The organism is Flagellimonas lutimaris (assembly GCF_051494225.1).
GTDB lineage: Bacteria > Bacteroidota > Bacteroidia > Flavobacteriales > Flavobacteriaceae > Flagellimonas > Flagellimonas lutimaris_A.
The window spans coordinates 95,552-111,575 of the sequence record NZ_JBNPYE010000008.1 but is presented as its reverse complement, the minus strand read 5'-3'; the positions used below and the strand labels follow the sequence as shown (position 1 = coordinate 111,575).

Sequence of the window (16,024 nt, the reverse complement as noted above, 5' to 3'; positions counted from 1 at the left end):
GTAACTGGAAAAATCATAGGATTTTAAAACTGTTTTAAGGAGTATTTTCTGTATTTTTAATTTCAAATCAAATGGGATGAAACATATCGGACGAACCATTATGTGGTTACTGGCCCCACTTTTACTCAATAGCTGTAGTTCCTACAAAGCGCATAAACAGGAAGCCTTATTGAGTTTCCCTGAACTGGGTACCGTCATCAAGACCCAAGGTGATCTCTGGTACAGTGCTGCAGAACAAATCGGGGCACCTGATTGGTCTGTACTCAAGGTAGAGGTACAACGACTGCCCTTCAACAAAGTAAGATACACCGATTATGCCAAAACTGTGCAGCGTGCAGGGAAGATCAATAGCATTGCATACAACGATTCATTGCCCTACAAACCCAAATACCTTCGGTTGCAATTGTTGGACAAGTTGGGGCTCACCCAACTACTCAATAACAAAGCCAACAATGGGCTACGGTCGTATGTCTCCAAGGATGACGGTTACAAGCTGGTCACCGGGTTGGATGTGACCGTTCCCGAGACCGAAATGCCCACGTTTACCCAGGCAGAAGCGGTACAACTCCAAAAGGATGAATTTGGGAACATTGTACTCGTAGTCATCAATGGTGAATTTGAAAAGCAGTATTTTTTCTCGGAGCTTCAGGTGTTCGGTTACCATTACAACAGTTTTTGCTGGGGAGAGGACCGGTATCACAATTTGATTATCGAAAATTTGATCTCCGAAGGGGAAAAATGCCCCAAGGGAACCTATTTAAAGGCTTCCAAAGTGAATGGGGACAAAGCCTATCTAAAATTTTAATACATGAGGAAGAAAATTTTCTGGATCTGTGGTCTTGTTTTGTTGGGATGGGGTTGTGAGGATATCTTGGAGGTACCTGACATTTCCAACGCCACTGTGGTTATTTTGGCTCCTATGGACAGTAGTGTGTTGACCACCAATGTTGTCGGTTTCAATTGGGAAAAAGTGGAGGAGGCCACTGCATACCGAGTGCAGATTGCCACCCCCGATTTTGAAAATACGGTCCAAATAGTCTTGGACAGCATTGTGGTAGAGGATACCTTGGGCAATGTGGTCACCCGAATTGACCAGGAATTGCTCAACGGGACATATGCATGGCGGGTAAGGGCCCAGAACAGTGATTACGAAACAGGATATTCCGTGAGTAGTTTTCAGGTAGATGGGGACGATGAACTGGATGTGATTCCGCCCAATACACCACAATTGGCCGCTCCGGCCAATGGAGCCTCCCTATCCCAATCTTCGGTGAGTTTTTCATGGACCCGTGAGGATATAACGGGTACCACGGAGCGGGACAGTATCTATATTTTTTCAGATGAAAGTTTGACCAACTTGACCACCAAGGCATTGGGAGCCAACAAAACCTACACAACCAGTTTGGCTGCGGGTACCTTTTATTGGTACGTTAGGGCCTTTGATGCCGCTGGCAACCAAAGTGACCCAAGTTCTACCTTTAATTTTACCATATCCAATTGAGCAAGAACACCAAAACATATGTGTTGTTGACCCTGGTTCTGGTGATTTGGGGGATTATCGGATACAAGGTGTTCAGTGCCTTTTCACCCGATCCTGAACCTGTCACGATCATGGCCCCGGTGGATTTTAACCCCAAGGATAGGGTACAAAAGGATACGTTCAGTCTTTTGGCGGATTATAGAGATCCCTTTTTAGGAACTTGGAACACGGCCAGAAAAAAGAAAGAACAACCCAAAGCAAGAAAGCAAAGTGTTCAATTCCCGGCCATTGCCTATACAGGACTGGTTTCCGGCACGCAGACCAAGGACCATATCTATTTTGTGACGATAGGGGGTAACCAATACCTTATGAAAAAAGGAAATCAGCAAGATGGAGTGACTTTGATCAGTGGTACTTCCAACAACATTAAGGTTGCTTACAAGGGGGTAGTAAAAACCATAACCTTGGCCCATGAGACTCCGTAAAAAAGTCAAGGCAGGGGCGTTACAGTTTGTATTGTTCATGGGGGCAGTTATCGCCGTATTGTTGATGACCTTTGTGCTGCTCCATAACATCCACCAACTTTTTGACAAAAAGACCACCAAGGTAGTTGAGGTAGTAAAAAAGGCGGATATGGGCATTCAATACGCTATGGGACAAAACCTCCAAAACAATGTGCCCACTACATTGGGATTGGGCCTGGATGACGGTATTGAAGTCACGATGACAAAATCCTATTGGGGCATCTTTGAAACATATAGGGCGGAATCCAAGTTTAAGAAAATCCAGTTTTCCAAAGTTGCTTTGGTCGGAGGCCGTTTGGAAAATGATTTTCCAGCATTGTATCTAAAAGATAATGATAGGCCCATGATCATTGCAGGAAGTGCAAAGATTACCGGATCGGCCTATTTGCCCAAACAGGGCATTAGACCAGGTGGAATTAGTGGGCGGTTTTATCAATTTCAGACACCGGTGTATGGCAGTACCCACGAAAGTAGCAAGACATTGCCCCAAGTTGATGGTGGTTTCAAGACGAATTTAAAGCAAATGATGATGGATGATAAAGTCAACTCATCCGTTGAGCAACTTCGATTTAAACCCAACTTGGTCGCTGCCAACTCATTTGAATCTCCAACCCAATTTATGTATGGGGATGTGCTTCGGTTTTCCGAAGGGGAATTGAAAGGAAACATTGTGGTAAAGGCCCGCGGTTCCATAACCATTGGGAAAGGATGTGCTATCCAGGATGTGGTTTTTGTGGCTCCCAAGATTATGGTGGAAGATGGATTTACGGGTAGGTTGCAAGCATTGGCCACAGAAGAAATACAGGTAGGAAAAAAAGCTTATTTGAGGTATCCGTCCGCGTTGGTTGTAGACAGGGGGGATGAACCCAATCCCAAAAATAGGAGGATACCACATATTTTAATCCAAGATGGTGCTATTATTAATGGAGTGGTGGGTTATTTTGGCACCCATGAAGATAATGTTCTTTATCCGCAAATTAAGGTGTCCGAAAAAGCTTTAATCCAAGGTGAGGTGTATTGCGAAAAAGCTTTGGAATTGAAAGGTACGGTATTGGGCAAGGTGGCTACGGATAGTTTTATTGCCATGGAGAATGGGAGTATCTATCAAAACCATCTGTTCAATGGGAACATAGATGCCACAAAACTGACTGCGGAATATGGAGGCCTATTGTTGAATTCTGATAAAACAGTGGTAAAGTGGATGTATTAAAAAAAATAAAGGCTTCCACGTTAATGGAGACCATGGTGGCAACAGTATTGATCATTGTCATATTCATGCTGTCCAGCCTTATCATGAATTCGTTGTTTGCAACCCAAATGGGCGAAAACCATACAGCTTTGGATAGTCATTTGGACAAATTGGAATATTTACAGGGCAATGGAAAAATAATCCTTCCTCATTATGAGGAATGGGATGGTTGGAAAATAACCCTTCAAAATCCAGATGAACATGGAAAAATCAGAGTGGAGGCAATCAAAGAGCAGGAATCCGGAATAAGAACCATTGAGTATTTCTTTTATGTCGAAAAAGAACAGCGATAAAATCAAGGCGTTCACTTTGAGTGAAATGTTGGTGGTCCTACTGCTGACGGTCATTGTTGTGGGCCTTGCTTTTGCCATATTGAACTTGGTCCAAAAACAGATGTGGGGGATTCAGGACGTGTATGGACAAAAGACGGTCAATAATCAATTGAAACAGGCGCTTTGGATTGATTTTAATTCCCATCCACAAATTTACTGGGTCGCACAACGTGGAGAACTGAAATTTGAAAGTGAATTGGAGAACACCTCATATCAATTTGCTGAAGGATATGTTCTAAGGGAGAAGGATACATTTTATACGGACCTCATTATCAAAGATTTATATTTCAATGGAAATTTGGTGAATGAAGGGGCAGTGGATGCCTTGGAACTTACCACTTCCATTGAATCGTTCAATGCTGATTTCTTTGTTTTCAAGCGAAATGCAGCTTCAAATTTTATGTACTGATGGGGTTTAAGATAGAGGACATAAACAAACCTGTTTCTTACGACAAGAAATCCAAAGAAGATAAGACCCCGCTTCTGGAAAGAGAACTGAACTGGTTTGGTAATTCCTTTTCCAATAAAAAAAAGGAGGATTTCTACACCGAACTCAGTGTGCTTTTAAAAGCAGGGATTACATTGAAAGAAGCCTTAAAACTCATAGAGGAAGGTCAAAAAAAGGAATCGCAACGGAAAATTTTTGTCGATTTAGGGGAAGATCTATTGTCGGGACTCAGTTTTTCCGAAGCGGTCGGGAACAAAAAGGAATTTACCGATTATGAGTACCATTCCATAAAAATAGGGGAAGAATCCGGAACGTTGGAGGCCATTACCAAGGAACTGGGATTGTTCTATGCCAAAAAGAACGAGCAACGAAGGAACCTAATCAATGCCCTTACCTATCCGATCATCATTCTGGTTACGGCAATATTGGTTGTAGTGTTCATGTTGCGCATGGTGGTCCCCATGTTTCAGGATATTTTCAAACAAAACCAAGTTGAACTGCCCTGGATCACAAGGTTCATTGTTTCCCTTTCGGATATGATCAAGGATCACGGATGGTGGATAACCGCGGCTGTAATTGGCTTTATCGCGGTGCGAAGAACGTTGTTGGGCAATTCGATCTTCAAACGAAGATGGGACTACTTTCAATTGCGTATACCGTATATCGGCAGTTTTTTAAAGGCGGTTTACCTGAGCCAATTTACAAGGGCCATCAGTTTGCTGTCCGCTTCCAAGGTTCCCATTTTGAACAGTATCGAGCTTGCTGGCAAGATGATCGATTTCCATCCGCTGAACGATGCCTTGAAAACAGTTTCCGATAAGATTGTACAAGGGGAAAGCCTGAGCGACTGTCTCAGGGGAAACCCCATGTTCAGCAACAAGATGATATCCATGGTCAAAGTAGCCGAGGAAACCAACCAGACCGAATTTATGTTCGAAAGGCTCAACCATCAGTATTCCATTGAAGTCGATCAGAGATCCAAACTTTTGAGCACGTTGATGGAACCGATGATCATTCTTGTTGTTGGCATCTGTGTGGGGGTGATCTTGGTGGCGATGTACCTGCCGATGTTCAAGTTGAGTACTGTTTTGGGTGGATAAAGGTTTAGTTGATAATATTTAGTACTGTTTGAATTTGAAAAAGATATATTTGAATATAGAAAGCCTACAATATTAAAAAAGAGACCAAAAAGGCGACCAATCTTAAAATACAGTATTTAAATTGTTGATTTTGAGAATTATAGCTATATTTTCTGCATTCTGCCACCCCGACATTTATGGTTTTATTGGCAACAATGGAAACCATAATTAATTGAAAGTCAAAAAACTAATATTTTCTGGCTTTTTTTGTACCAAATTTAACCTAAGGGAAAAGATGTCCTATTTTTATTTGATATCCCCGGAACTTTTGATCATTGTGGTCATCGATTTTTTTGTAGGGGCCATATTGGTGTCGATGTATTTGCCGATGTCCAGGCTGAGCAGTGTTCTGGGGGGGATAGTTAACTTCTATTGATTCTTTTTTAATAAACATTCAACTAAAAAATGCTTCCTCCCAGATGCTCTAGCAGAGTTATTTATACTTGCTATCTTGGACAGTTCAGTTTTTTTGATTGGATACCAATTGGTTTCGTATTTCACTTAAATATTGCTTAGAGATTCCTAAATAGGAAGCTATCATATACTGAGGTATCCTCTGTTCAAATTCCTGATATTCTTCTTTGAACAAAAGATACTTTTCTTTAGCGGATAAGCTCAAATTAGTAATAATTCGTTTTTCCAGAGTAATGGAAACTCTTTGAAAAAGGAGGCGAAAAAAATGTTCTAAAGAAGGAATATTTAGATATAGTTCTTCAATATCCTTTTTAGAAATTTGAATTACTTGTGTATTTACCAAACACTGAATATTTGTGTTTGCTGTAACTTGATCAGTAAAGCTGGGCAAATCTGTAGCCCACCAGTTTTCAATCGCAAATCGAAAAATATATTCATTGCCTTCTGGATCTATGTGGAATGTCCTTGTTGCACCAGAGATTATGAAGTTTAAAAAATTGCAAATATCCCCTTGTTGTAATATGTATTGGCCTTTTAAATACTTTCTATGCTTTATTTTGGATACTAGAAATAGCTCTTCTTTTTTGGATAAAGGAATAGCATTTTTAATATGGCCTAAAAAAGCAGAGATGTTCATTTCGAAGGTTGCATTTGTGGTGTTTATCTGGGAATATTTGCTAGTACAAGAACTAATTTACTAAATCAGAACAAACCAAAGAGAATTCCATAAGCTATTTCGAATAAACAAATGCAAATAATAATCCTTGCCTGGGTCGGTAGTTTGTTGGATTTAAATAATCAGTTCTTAACTATATTTGAAAAACGTGTGCAACCATAAAAAGTTAAACCTGCTGAAATTCTGTTTTCACAAAATTTTGGATACTGTCTATCAATGAACCACAATATTTCTTTTTTTGAATATTGCGCAGAATGGCTTGCGATTTCCATTGAAGTCCATTTTCGATTCGATGTAGAATTCAGACCTAAAAGCCAAGTCTTATCACCTGTCGGCAACCTGTCCTTTATTCTTTCAAGTTTATGGTGATTAAGGCAGTTGCTTATTTAATACTACTTTTAACTTTAGGTATAGTCTTGATCTCTAGAGATTGATGATAGTTGTATTGATATTCCTATAAATGTTGATGGATTGGTTACTAATGTAGATTTGATTTCTTAACTCATTTTACTTAAAATAAAAAAGTACTTTTGAATAAATCAAAGGCACTTTTTTACATCATGTGATTCGTAAATCTTGGTCAAACACTTTCCTAATTTAATTCCTGTTATTGGAAAAATATTTAGATGTTATTATGGCAATGGGTAATCCTACTAAAGTCATATGCCAAATAATACCAATAATGGCTAGGTTCATATCAAAAGGACCTTTAGGAATGTTAGATAACGGTAATACCAATAAATTCATCACCAACCAAATACCCAAACCAAATAATAGTCCCATTACCGCTATTTTATTTCTTAAGATCGCAAGTCTTGGGTAAAGGAAAAAATAAACAATAGCACAAGCATAAGCTATAATAAAATGATATATAGTTCCTGCTATGATCATAGGTATTCCACCATTCATGGCTTCAGGTCCATGTATTCCGGTAGCAATAAATTGCAAAACCTGAAAAGGACTAAATTTAAAAAAGATAAAATAAACTATAACCCCTGCTATTGCATCTAATATTCCGGCTATTAATCCAGACCAGAGTATTGTTTTTGTTGCGCTCGATGATTTAGTAAAATCAAACAACGATTTTTGTGTATGCTCTTTCATCATTTTTAAATTTTTGGTGCGTCGAATTTAATTTTTGAATTCATTTTCTTTATTTTTTATTAGAGCACAAAGTTTGGAGTTAAAGAAGTTTTATGAATTCAGCTATCTGAAGAAATTTGGTTCGTATAGTTGAACATTTTTGTTTAGAAACTAACTTATTTAGTATTTCACTTGAACATTGTTTGTAAATACCTAAGTAAAAAGCTATGATATATTACTGTATTCTTTGTTCAAATTCAAGAAATTCCTTTGGCGACCTGTTCTCTAATTACTATTAGGTAGATCTGTGCAGTATTCTGCAAAACATAGTACAGGAAATTGAACCAATGTTCATCGAGTATATTCTCAATCTTTAACCTGTTCAGGTATTATGTAAGTGTTTTTTACGGGGCATTTACAGTGGCCCAAAGCCCAAAAAGCAAAATGAACAATGTCTTTGAGATGATGATTCTATGCAACAACATAGGTGTCATCCGATATAGTTTCTTTCGGTTTCCAACTTGACTTTTTTACAAAGTTTTGAATATTGTAGCTATTGAATTAAGAATTTATAACTTGGGTGGCCATAGAAATCAATAACTTAAATGAAACGAAGAAAATTTTACAAAACACTGGGTATTGCCGGGTTAGGAGCAACTACACTTCCGATATCATGCGCGGACACTTCAAAAAAAGAAAGTGATACCAGTGTGCCGGATGAAAACAGATATGATGTTCCGGAAGATGTATCCAAACGAATGTATGATAAGGCCATTGAAATAACGAAAGCAAAAATAAGAGGAGGAGATTCAGAAAAGTACTTTAAAAAGCCATTTATTGATGCCGCCTTCTCCCAAAATATATTTTTGTGGGATACCTGTTTTATGGCCTGTTATGCCAAGTATCATATTGATGAACTTCCGGTATACCAGGCGCTGGATAATTTTTATGAGCAAATGGAAGATGATGGGTTTATATGTAGGGAATACCGTTTTGATGGACGTCCCCTTTGGTCCAAAGATCACCCGGTATCCGTTAACCCGCCCTTACTGGCATTCGCTGAAACCGAGATGTATGCGGTAAGTAACGATAAGGCGCGATTAGAGGAAGTATACCCGAAGCTCAAGAAAAATTTTGAATTTCTGGTAAGCCGATACCAAGGTGATGATAAACTATTTTGGGGAGACACCTTGGGTATGGGTATGGATAATTTACGACGTTACCCAAAAGATTGGAAGCCTACGGAAGGTAGTGGATTAACGCATCATGAGCTAGGGGAGATCCGTGAAAAAAAATACGGGAATGTTACTGAAGAGAGCATCGATTTTTTTGTAAAGGAATACGTAAACACCTTACAGGGAATTTGGAACGATGAAGGTCGGATCGTTGATTTTACAAGCCAGATGGCAGCTTATGCCTTACAGCTAAAGCAGATAGCCAAGGAAATAGGCAGCGATAACGACATATCAAATTATGAGTTGTTTCATAAGGAGGTCAAAGCGGCGCTCAACACCAAATGTTGGAGTGAAGAGGATGCATTTTATTACGACTTGGGTTTCGATAAACCTATTAAGCGCAAACACATTGGTATGTATTGGGCCCTATTGGGAGACTTGGTTCCCGAAGATCGTTTGCAGGGATTCATAGCGCATCTGACCAATCCGGAAGAATTTTTCCGAAAAATGCCATTGTGTTCGTTATCGGCCGATGATCCAGACTATAAGGGATGGGGAGATTACTGGCTTGGAGGTGTTTGGCCACCGACCAGTTATATGGTCATCAAAGGTCTGTCCAACGTGGGTGAGCACGAATTGGCCAAACACTTGGCAAAGATTACTTATCACGGCGTTGCCCAAGTATTTGAAGCTACGGATACCTTTTGGGAAAACTACGCTCCGGATTTGATCGCATACGGGATGCCTTCTAAAAAGGATTTTTGCGGTTGGACCGCATTGGTTCCAATAGCACTATATAAGGAATATATTGTGTAGTGGCTCCACAAATAGGTGAATACTCTGTTGTGCTGTGCTACCAAGTATTTAAAAACCTTTAAAAATGAAAAGGCCTGTAATTTGATTACGGGCTTTTTGGATATTCCATGAAGTAAATAGGAACCTTATATTTTAAGTGTTTGCTTTACTTTGGGTGGTGCCACTAACCCGTGGTTGTATTACCTCCATAATACGGGTATAGCGGTGTTGTATTTGTATTCTATGCTCTTTGTTCGGGGTGTCGATCACAAATTTCAGGAACAGTTACTCTGTATCCAGTTGTAGGTTGCCATGTTGGGCAACAGAAATTCAAAAGAAAATTGAAAGACCAAGTTGTCCAAGACTTCCGTATGGATCAACCCTTGTTGCTTTTGGGGATGGATACGGATTTTGCCCCAGATTTGGTAAGCACATGTAGTAACTAGCCATTAAGAAAAGAGTGGATTTCCAAGTAGAAAATTTTGCCTGCCCCTTAAAGGATGGATATGATTTCCATAGCTGTAGAACAATTTCTTGAAATTGATCCTTTCTATGGTCTTCATTGTGTAGCCTTACCCCTTTTGTAACCTTCCCTAAAAATAGGACAGTTTAAAATTCGGATTTTCTGACATTAAATTTTAACTGTCACATAAAAAAAGCAAGTTTACCGAGTGCTATATCATCAGGGCACTGAAATGAGAATAAACAAAGGGGGCGTTGGGGACATATCCATCAACAAGAGTGCCTTCTATTATTGACACAAGAAGTATGTGGGCATGGAAGTGGACTTGCAGAACTGATATATGGAACGCCTGAACAGGTTTTATAGGGAGGATGTACCCGATGCCTATTGGTTCAACGATTTATACCAAATCGGGACATGGCCCAAAAATGGATGAAGGATTATAATACAGGGCATCTCCATTCATTGATAGGGGATATGGTGTCAAGGTAATATAAGAACCGTTTCGGGGAAGAATTCTTCCCCGAAACGGACAGCATTAATGATAATTTTATGAATTTAGCGATGTCCTAAAAAGGGTAGGGCTACATATACTCCGAAAGGTAGAACAGAAGTTTTATCTTCATGTCTGTCAAATCAACCTAATGGTATTTGGAATTAATTTAGGTTTCTTTTTAAGAATTCCTCCATCAATAACCAAGTCATACGAGTAGCTTCATAATTATAATTTTTACCTTGATTGAACAATGGTTGGGCATAGCCGTGGTCGGCTCCTGAGATAACAAAAAGATTAAATTGTTTATCCTTTTGATTAGCTAAGAAGTTTTGGGCCGAATCCATCGGCCATTTATCCAACGCACCTGTTATTGCCAATACGGGACTTGAAAGTTTATTTAATTTTTCTTCTTCGATTTGATCATAATCACCCCCATATACAAACACTGAAGCATTGAACAATTCAGGTGCAAGTAAATTTACCTTCATTGCGTCTACGGCGCCAGCACTAAAACCAACTGAGGCAATTTTTCTTCCTGGTCTCTTTAAATAATCAATTGTGGCCTGTAGTATGTTTTGTGTTCGGTCTTCCTTCTTCTTTTTTGCTTGCATCAGTGCTACAGCGGAATCATTTGTGGTTGCTACTTCCCCATTGTACAGATCAACACCGATTACCCTGTAGCCAAAGGAAGCAAGTTTTTCGACATAATGCTTGGAAGCTGGGGACAACCCAAAATAATCATGTACAAAAATTATAGCGGATTCTGCGTCTTCAGAACCTGCGGCAAATACTTTGTACTCTCCGCCCATATTACTTTTAATGGTAATAAAATTGCCTTGTTGCGCTTCGATAGAATTTTGAAAAAATACAATTAAGGTCAATAACAATAAATAATTTTTAAAAAAAGACATACTTTTTAGTTTATTAGTGATGAAACAATTTGTTTTGATTTTAACAGATGGTAGGGATTTCCTTTGACTGTATCATTTTTATTGATGATTTGGTCCATGTCAATGGCATTATTTCCTTGTTGATGGAATAAATGGGAAATCACGGTAAAAATCTTTTGTTTAGGGACATTTGTTGTTTTCCTTGTTAGACAACCCCATTGTTTATAACCTATGATCAATTTCATTTTTGGATTCATCTAAAATCGAGATTACGGTATTCTATGCTACATTAATTTTTATGACATGAGCAGCATAACTCATTTCTCTTTTATCTCCATTTTTCAAATTGGATTCCTTCATTATCATCGATGGACCAAAGGCATTATATGCTAAACTGTCTGTTTTGATGGCCAAACCTTACGGAAAATTGTTCCCAAAGCTCGGTATGTTTAAAATGGAAACCGTACGCTGGATTTTTCTAGATCTTTTGAAACCTTCACTAAAATTAACGCAGGTTCATATCGAGATGCTATATTTTTGGTAAGTGTTGATCGTGCAAGCGTATCGTATCAAAAATTAAGTGAATTTATATTGTCTTATAAAGCAATGGCCCTATTCAAAAAGGAGATAACATTATGTTTTGTGAGGTAGATTTTAGGCTTTGCCATCCATCGTTCGGGAGTCCACTGGTCCATACTGTTCACTCCATAATACATATTATATAGCAAGGTTATATGAATGACAAGGATATAGCTCCATTATTGGAATACATTGATAATTATGTCAAACTTACCGAAGGTGAAAAAAAGTTGATAGAGCTACATGTCTCCAAGCGAAAATACTTAAAGGGCCAGTACATTGTGCAACAAGGTGATATTTGTGATTATGAGTGTTTTGTTATAAATGGATGTACCAGGACCTTTTACCTTGATGCCTCCGGTTCGGAACATACCGTAATGTTTGCCATTAAAAACTGGTGGACGTCCGACCTTGGAAGCTTTACCACACGGACTCCCGCCATTTACAATGTCCAGTGCCTTGATAATACGGAGGTCTTGCAATTTACTTATGAAACCTTGGAGTTTTTATATGATCAAATCCCGAAACTTGAACGGTTTTTTAGATTGATCATAGAAAGGGCATTTGTCGCATCCGAAAAAAGAATTGTTTCCAATTTTTCCCTAACAGCCAAAGAAAAGTATGTTAAGTTTCAATCACAATATCCTGAAATAGAACAGAAGGTCCCACAATACATGATTGCTTCATACCTGGGCATTACCAAAGAATTTTTGAGCAAAATTCGAAGAGAAATGAAAAAATAGCAGGTAAAAAAGTTAATCTAGTTTAATCTATTTTTTAAACATAGTTTATTTTTCTTGACAAGAATTTCATTCAATTTTGATCCTGAAAAAGATTTTAAAATTGTTAAATGAAATGAAGAAAAAATTGCTAAAAAGTGTATTGTTTTTATTGGTTATAAATGTGGCTAGTGTAAGTTTTGGTCAAGAAACCGTTTGGAAAATAGACCCATCACACTCGACCATGGGTTTTTCCATTGATCATTTGGTTGTTTCGGAAACTGTGGGCGAGTTTAAAGATTATACGGTTACAATTATATCCGACAAGGAGGATTTTACCGATGCAAAGATCAATGTTATAATTCAAACTTCCAGTATCGATACCGAGGACAACGATAGGGACAAGCATTTGAAAAGCAAGGATTTTTTTAATGTAGAGAAATATCCTCAAATTGAATTCAAATCCATGGAATTCACCAAAAAGCCAAATGGTGAATACATACTTGTCGGAACATTGCAAATGCATGGAATTACTAAAAAAGTCACATTGAATGCTAAATTTGGCGGAATCATAAAAGATCTATGGGGCGGTACGCGAGCCGGACTTAAAATTTGGGGTGCGTTGGATAGATATGAATATGGCCTTAAATATAATTCCCAAATGGAAGCGGGAGGTCTTTCTATTGGAAGGGAAGTTAGGATTGAATGTCGAGTTGAACTAATAAAGGGGTAGTTTGTTCTTTGATTTGTGACATCAATCACTTTTAAAATGTGACCTGTGTCCTTTTATTGCCAATAACTTTCATTAATCTTTGTATTAAATCTGTAAAAAAATTGATTACCCTTTTTTTGTATGCTAGGGTTAAATCAAAATAAAATTAATTTGTTTTTAGATATGTTGAGGTTGCTTTGTGTTAATGGTTAGTGTGTAAATAGTTGCTCTCTTCCAAAAGCAAATTAATGCTGATTGTACTTAAATTTTGATTGATGATAGTGCATTGAAATGGAGCGGTTTGATTGATTATTCTTTCAAACCGCTTCTATTTTAAATTTTTTGGTCGATGGTCATACTATCTGTTAATCAATAAGGCGAGTTTAAGATTCATTCTTTAAAATATTCTTCGGATTGCTAATCGAGTAAATCCTAAATTTTTTAAGAAGTTCACCATATTGATATGTACTTATTTTGATCCATATCTTGTATGGATTTATGCAATCCTTTTGTTTGGATGTTATCAAAATCTTATGGTCGAATATTCCATTGTTGATTTCTAGATTTAAGGCTGTAAGAGCCTTGTACCCTTTGCTATACACAAGGGATACATTATCAATTTTTAATGTGTTCATTGTTTATATATGTTGGAAGTACTACGCTATATAGTCAATAATACCTCCGGGTTTACAGTCTAGGGCCTTACAAATGGCCTCAAGGGTTTCGAAGCGGACACCTTTTGACTTTCCATTTTTAAGTATGGATAAATTAGCCGGTGCAATACCAATCTCCTCCGCTAGATCCTTGCTCTTTATTTTTCGCTTGGCAAGCATTACATCTATTATTTAAAATAATCGGCATAATTTAAATGTATAGGTCTTGTTCGGTCTGTAATGGCAGGCCTTGATTGAAAATCTCGGAAATGATAAATATGAAGATTCCCAAAATCTGATGCAGGGCTATAATAATGAATATACCTTTTTCAATGGCAATGAAAAATGATGAAAAGGAGACCAACGCTATAGGTAAAATAGCTTATAATTTATGGGTACTTTTTAATTTTATCTGTCAGTAAATTATCCAACACAGATTCATTCAATGGTTTTGCCATAAATGAACTCACCAAGGGAAATTTCGTTGCATTTTGTTTATCTCTTGGGTCAATGGATGAGGTGAGGACATGAATCTCAATATGCAACCCATCTTTCTGGGTTTCCATGGTATTCAAAAATTCCCATCCACTCATAATGGGCATATTTAAATCTAAAAAGACAAGAAAATGTTTGGTTGGATTTTCCAAAATGTACTGCATTGCCTTTGCTCCGTTAAAGAATAACTTAATTGGAACTCCCGGGAATTTTGACTCCATGATAGTCTGATTGACAAAATTCGTGACGGCATCATCATCTACCAGTAATATTTCTTTGTCCATTGGGGTTATTGTCATTAGTTATTTTTATGATTTTATGTAGTTCAGTGTCGATTTCGCCTACAGCTTCATCAATCAACTGTATCAGTCTATCTATCGACAGGATATCTTCTCCCTTAGATCGATAAAGGTTTGACAAGGCCATTATTCTGGTCAGTGGCGCCCGAATAGCATGGGATTGTAACCATGCAATATCACTCAATGCCTTGTTCTGATCTTTTATTCTTTCCAATTGTTTTCTGGTTAAGGTAACATCGGTCATAGAACCAATTGTACGGATAGGTTCGCCTTGACTCCCCCGTTGCACATAATAGGTGTCGATTACATACCCAACCTCTCCATTTTTTAATAGTATACTATATTCCAGTTTTCCCTGAGATCTTTCCGTATCGCTTAATTGTTTGCCAAAGGATTCCCAGACCCTATCAATGTCATCTGGATGGATTTTGCTAAACCAGGAACTTTCTTTTGTAAAGGATTCTTTGACTATTTGTTCTTGTCCATCACCGATAATTATGCTGTGAAGAATAGTATTGTTAGCATGGTCCAGTTCCCAAATTTTTTGATTACTGGCCAACATGGCCAGTGAAAATCGTTCATTGCTACTTTCTAATTGCTGTTCATGTTCTTTTCTATCTGTTATATCCTGAATTATTCCCTCCAGGTACATAGGGGTTCCTTTGGAACATTTGACCAATTGAATTTCTTGATGTACCCAACTCAGTGTATCCTTCCCCCTTCGTATTCGATGTTCAAAACTGGTCAATTTGCCCGATCGAATACGATCTAATAGTTCTTTGGTCAAAAGTTGATAATCTTCCGGATGGAATGCCTTGATCATATTTTTCATGGTTGGTTCGATTGTTTGAGGTCCATATCCAAAAATTCGATAGGTTTCATCGCTCCATTCCATAATGTTTGACTCTAGATTTCGTCGCCAATAACCTAATTTGGCAATTCTTTGAGCTCTATTGAGTCTGTTATTGCTCAGTATTAATAAATCTTCGGATTTTTTTGGTTCAGTGATATCAATGGCGATTACCAGTTCAAGGGTCTTATCCTTATGAGGAATCAAATTGGATTTTATATGTACCGGGAAAACGGTTCCATCCTTTTTTTTATGTCTAATAAGGCGTTTTTTGAAATAGCCGTCATCCCTTTGGTATATATCTTTGATGGCAGTTGTAAGGATGGGAATGTCCTCTTTAGGTCGAATGGATTCCAATGTTAGGGACAGAAATTCTTTTTTAGTGTATCCATAAAGCCGGACAGCTTCCTGATTGACCTTAAGAAATTTTAAGGTTTTTACATCGTAAATCCACATCGGATGTGGGGAGAAGTCAAAGATACAGTCTTCAGAGAGATCGAAACTGGGTGGTTTGGGGAACATTTAAATTGGTTTGGTCAAATCGGTTTGTTGT

The 16,024-nt window shown here is 38.0% G+C and carries 16 protein-coding genes and 1 pseudogene; 10 read left to right on the top strand and 7 right to left on the bottom strand.

Annotated elements, in window-relative coordinates:
- Positions 1-76: 76 nt before the first annotated feature.
- Genes ACQQ5U_RS14800 through ACQQ5U_RS14770 form a run of 7 tightly spaced genes read left to right on the top strand, consistent with a single transcriptional unit; the run spans position 77 to position 5,133 of the window.
- On the top strand, positions 77-805 hold the full coding sequence (locus tag ACQQ5U_RS14800) for a hypothetical protein (protein WP_437398679.1): 729 nt from the start codon (positions 77-79) through the stop codon (positions 803-805).
- 3 nt (positions 806-808) lie between these two features.
- Positions 809-1,501, top strand: a complete 693-nt coding sequence (locus ACQQ5U_RS14795; protein WP_437398677.1) for a hypothetical protein — start codon at positions 809-811, stop codon at positions 1,499-1,501.
- Positions 1,498-1,965 (top strand): hypothetical protein, encoded by a 468-nt coding sequence (locus ACQQ5U_RS14790; RefSeq protein WP_437398675.1) that lies wholly within the window; start codon positions 1,498-1,500, stop codon positions 1,963-1,965. The genes ACQQ5U_RS14795 and ACQQ5U_RS14790 overlap by 4 nt, the downstream gene beginning before the upstream one ends.
- Positions 1,952-3,214: a hypothetical protein gene (locus tag ACQQ5U_RS14785; RefSeq protein ID WP_437398673.1), complete on the top strand. Its 1,263-nt coding sequence runs from the start codon at positions 1,952-1,954 to the stop codon at positions 3,212-3,214. Before ACQQ5U_RS14790 ends, ACQQ5U_RS14785 begins: the two co-directional genes overlap by 14 nt.
- On the top strand, positions 3,202-3,546 hold the full coding sequence (locus tag ACQQ5U_RS14780) for a hypothetical protein (protein ID WP_437398672.1): 345 nt from the start codon (positions 3,202-3,204) through the stop codon (positions 3,544-3,546). The genes ACQQ5U_RS14785 and ACQQ5U_RS14780 overlap by 13 nt, the downstream gene beginning before the upstream one ends.
- Complete coding sequence (locus tag ACQQ5U_RS14775) at positions 3,524-3,994, top strand: hypothetical protein (RefSeq protein WP_437398670.1); 471 nt, start codon at positions 3,524-3,526, stop codon at positions 3,992-3,994. Before ACQQ5U_RS14780 ends, ACQQ5U_RS14775 begins: the two co-directional genes overlap by 23 nt.
- Positions 3,994-5,133: a type II secretion system F family protein gene (locus ACQQ5U_RS14770; protein ID WP_437398668.1), complete on the top strand. Its 1,140-nt coding sequence runs from the start codon at positions 3,994-3,996 to the stop codon at positions 5,131-5,133. The genes ACQQ5U_RS14775 and ACQQ5U_RS14770 overlap by 1 nt, the downstream gene beginning before the upstream one ends.
- A 499-nt stretch (positions 5,134-5,632) precedes the next feature.
- Here ACQQ5U_RS14770 and ACQQ5U_RS14765 read toward each other — a convergent pair whose 3' ends face one another.
- Together ACQQ5U_RS14765 and ACQQ5U_RS14760 are read right to left on the bottom strand one after the other, a co-directional pair.
- The gene (locus ACQQ5U_RS14765; RefSeq protein WP_437398667.1) at positions 5,633-6,223 is read right to left on the bottom strand and encodes a Crp/Fnr family transcriptional regulator; all 591 of its coding nucleotides are present in this window, start codon (positions 6,221-6,223) and stop codon (positions 5,633-5,635) included.
- Positions 6,224-6,859: 636 nt separating this feature from the next.
- Entirely contained in the window at positions 6,860-7,369 is a 510-nt protein-coding gene (locus ACQQ5U_RS14760; RefSeq protein ID WP_437398666.1) for a DUF1440 domain-containing protein, read from the bottom strand.
- Between the two features lie 581 nt (positions 7,370-7,950).
- On the opposite strand from ACQQ5U_RS14760, the gene ACQQ5U_RS14755 reads away from it, so the two are divergent.
- Positions 7,951-9,336 (top strand): MGH1-like glycoside hydrolase domain-containing protein, encoded by a 1,386-nt coding sequence (locus ACQQ5U_RS14755; protein WP_437398665.1) that lies wholly within the window; start codon positions 7,951-7,953, stop codon positions 9,334-9,336.
- Between the two features lie 1,099 nt (positions 9,337-10,435).
- Here the strand turns inward: ACQQ5U_RS14755 and ACQQ5U_RS14750 are convergent.
- Positions 10,436-11,185, bottom strand: a complete 750-nt coding sequence (locus ACQQ5U_RS14750) for a dienelactone hydrolase family protein (protein WP_437398663.1) — start codon at positions 11,183-11,185, stop codon at positions 10,436-10,438.
- Positions 11,186-11,898: 713 nt separating this feature from the next.
- On the opposite strand from ACQQ5U_RS14750, the gene ACQQ5U_RS14745 reads away from it, so the two are divergent.
- Positions 11,899-12,486, top strand: coding sequence for a Crp/Fnr family transcriptional regulator (locus tag ACQQ5U_RS14745; protein WP_437398661.1), 588 nt, complete (start codon positions 11,899-11,901; stop codon positions 12,484-12,486).
- A 112-nt stretch (positions 12,487-12,598) separates the two neighbouring features.
- A complete protein-coding gene (locus ACQQ5U_RS14740) occupies positions 12,599-13,195 on the top strand; it encodes a YceI family protein (protein ID WP_437398659.1) in 597 nt (198 codons plus the stop codon).
- Between the two features lie 362 nt (positions 13,196-13,557).
- Here the strand turns inward: ACQQ5U_RS14740 and ACQQ5U_RS14735 are convergent, their stop codons facing one another.
- The 4 genes and pseudogenes from ACQQ5U_RS14735 to ACQQ5U_RS14720 all read right to left on the bottom strand — a co-directional run bounded on the left by ACQQ5U_RS14735 (position 13,558) and on the right by ACQQ5U_RS14720 (position 15,993).
- Positions 13,558-13,809: a hypothetical protein gene (locus tag ACQQ5U_RS14735; protein WP_437398657.1), complete on the bottom strand. Its 252-nt coding sequence runs from the start codon at positions 13,807-13,809 to the stop codon at positions 13,558-13,560.
- 21 nt (positions 13,810-13,830) lie between these two features.
- A pseudogene (locus ACQQ5U_RS14730) lies at positions 13,831-14,035 on the bottom strand (helix-turn-helix domain-containing protein).
- Positions 14,036-14,216: 181 nt separating this feature from the next.
- Positions 14,217-14,606, bottom strand: coding sequence for a response regulator (locus tag ACQQ5U_RS14725; protein WP_437398656.1), 390 nt, complete (start codon positions 14,604-14,606; stop codon positions 14,217-14,219).
- Positions 14,578-15,993, bottom strand: a complete 1,416-nt coding sequence (locus ACQQ5U_RS14720) for a PAS domain-containing protein (protein ID WP_437398654.1) — start codon at positions 15,991-15,993, stop codon at positions 14,578-14,580. Before ACQQ5U_RS14720 ends, ACQQ5U_RS14725 begins: the two co-directional genes overlap by 29 nt.
- Between the last annotated feature and the right edge of the window lie 31 nt (positions 15,994-16,024).

Bases quoted from the DNA above. Each gene is read 5' to 3' on its own strand.
- ACQQ5U_RS14800 (WP_437398679.1), top strand. From the start codon at position 77: ATGAAACATATCGGACGAACCATTATGTGGTTACTGGCCCCACTTTTA.
- ACQQ5U_RS14795 (WP_437398677.1), top strand. From the start codon at position 809: ATGAGGAAGAAAATTTTCTGGATCTGTGGTCTTGTTTTGTTGGGATGG.
- ACQQ5U_RS14785 (WP_437398673.1), top strand. From the start codon at position 1,952: ATGAGACTCCGTAAAAAAGTCAAGGCAGGGGCGTTACAGTTTGTATTG.
- ACQQ5U_RS14775 (WP_437398670.1), top strand. From the start codon at position 3,524: ATGTCGAAAAAGAACAGCGATAAAATCAAGGCGTTCACTTTGAGTGAA.
- ACQQ5U_RS14770 (WP_437398668.1), top strand. From the start codon at position 3,994: ATGGGGTTTAAGATAGAGGACATAAACAAACCTGTTTCTTACGACAAG.
- ACQQ5U_RS14765 (WP_437398667.1), bottom strand. From the start codon at position 6,223: ATGAACATCTCTGCTTTTTTAGGCCATATTAAAAATGCTATTCCTTTA.
- ACQQ5U_RS14760 (WP_437398666.1), bottom strand. From the start codon at position 7,369: ATGATGAAAGAGCATACACAAAAATCGTTGTTTGATTTTACTAAATCA.
- ACQQ5U_RS14755 (WP_437398665.1), top strand. From the start codon at position 7,951: ATGAAACGAAGAAAATTTTACAAAACACTGGGTATTGCCGGGTTAGGA.
- ACQQ5U_RS14750 (WP_437398663.1), bottom strand. From the start codon at position 11,185: ATGTCTTTTTTTAAAAATTATTTATTGTTATTGACCTTAATTGTATTT.
- ACQQ5U_RS14745 (WP_437398661.1), top strand. From the start codon at position 11,899: ATGAATGACAAGGATATAGCTCCATTATTGGAATACATTGATAATTAT.
- ACQQ5U_RS14740 (WP_437398659.1), top strand. From the start codon at position 12,599: ATGAAGAAAAAATTGCTAAAAAGTGTATTGTTTTTATTGGTTATAAAT.
- ACQQ5U_RS14735 (WP_437398657.1), bottom strand. From the start codon at position 13,809: ATGAACACATTAAAAATTGATAATGTATCCCTTGTGTATAGCAAAGGG.
- ACQQ5U_RS14725 (WP_437398656.1), bottom strand. From the start codon at position 14,606: ATGGACAAAGAAATATTACTGGTAGATGATGATGCCGTCACGAATTTT.
- ACQQ5U_RS14720 (WP_437398654.1), bottom strand. From the start codon at position 15,993: ATGTTCCCCAAACCACCCAGTTTCGATCTCTCTGAAGACTGTATCTTT.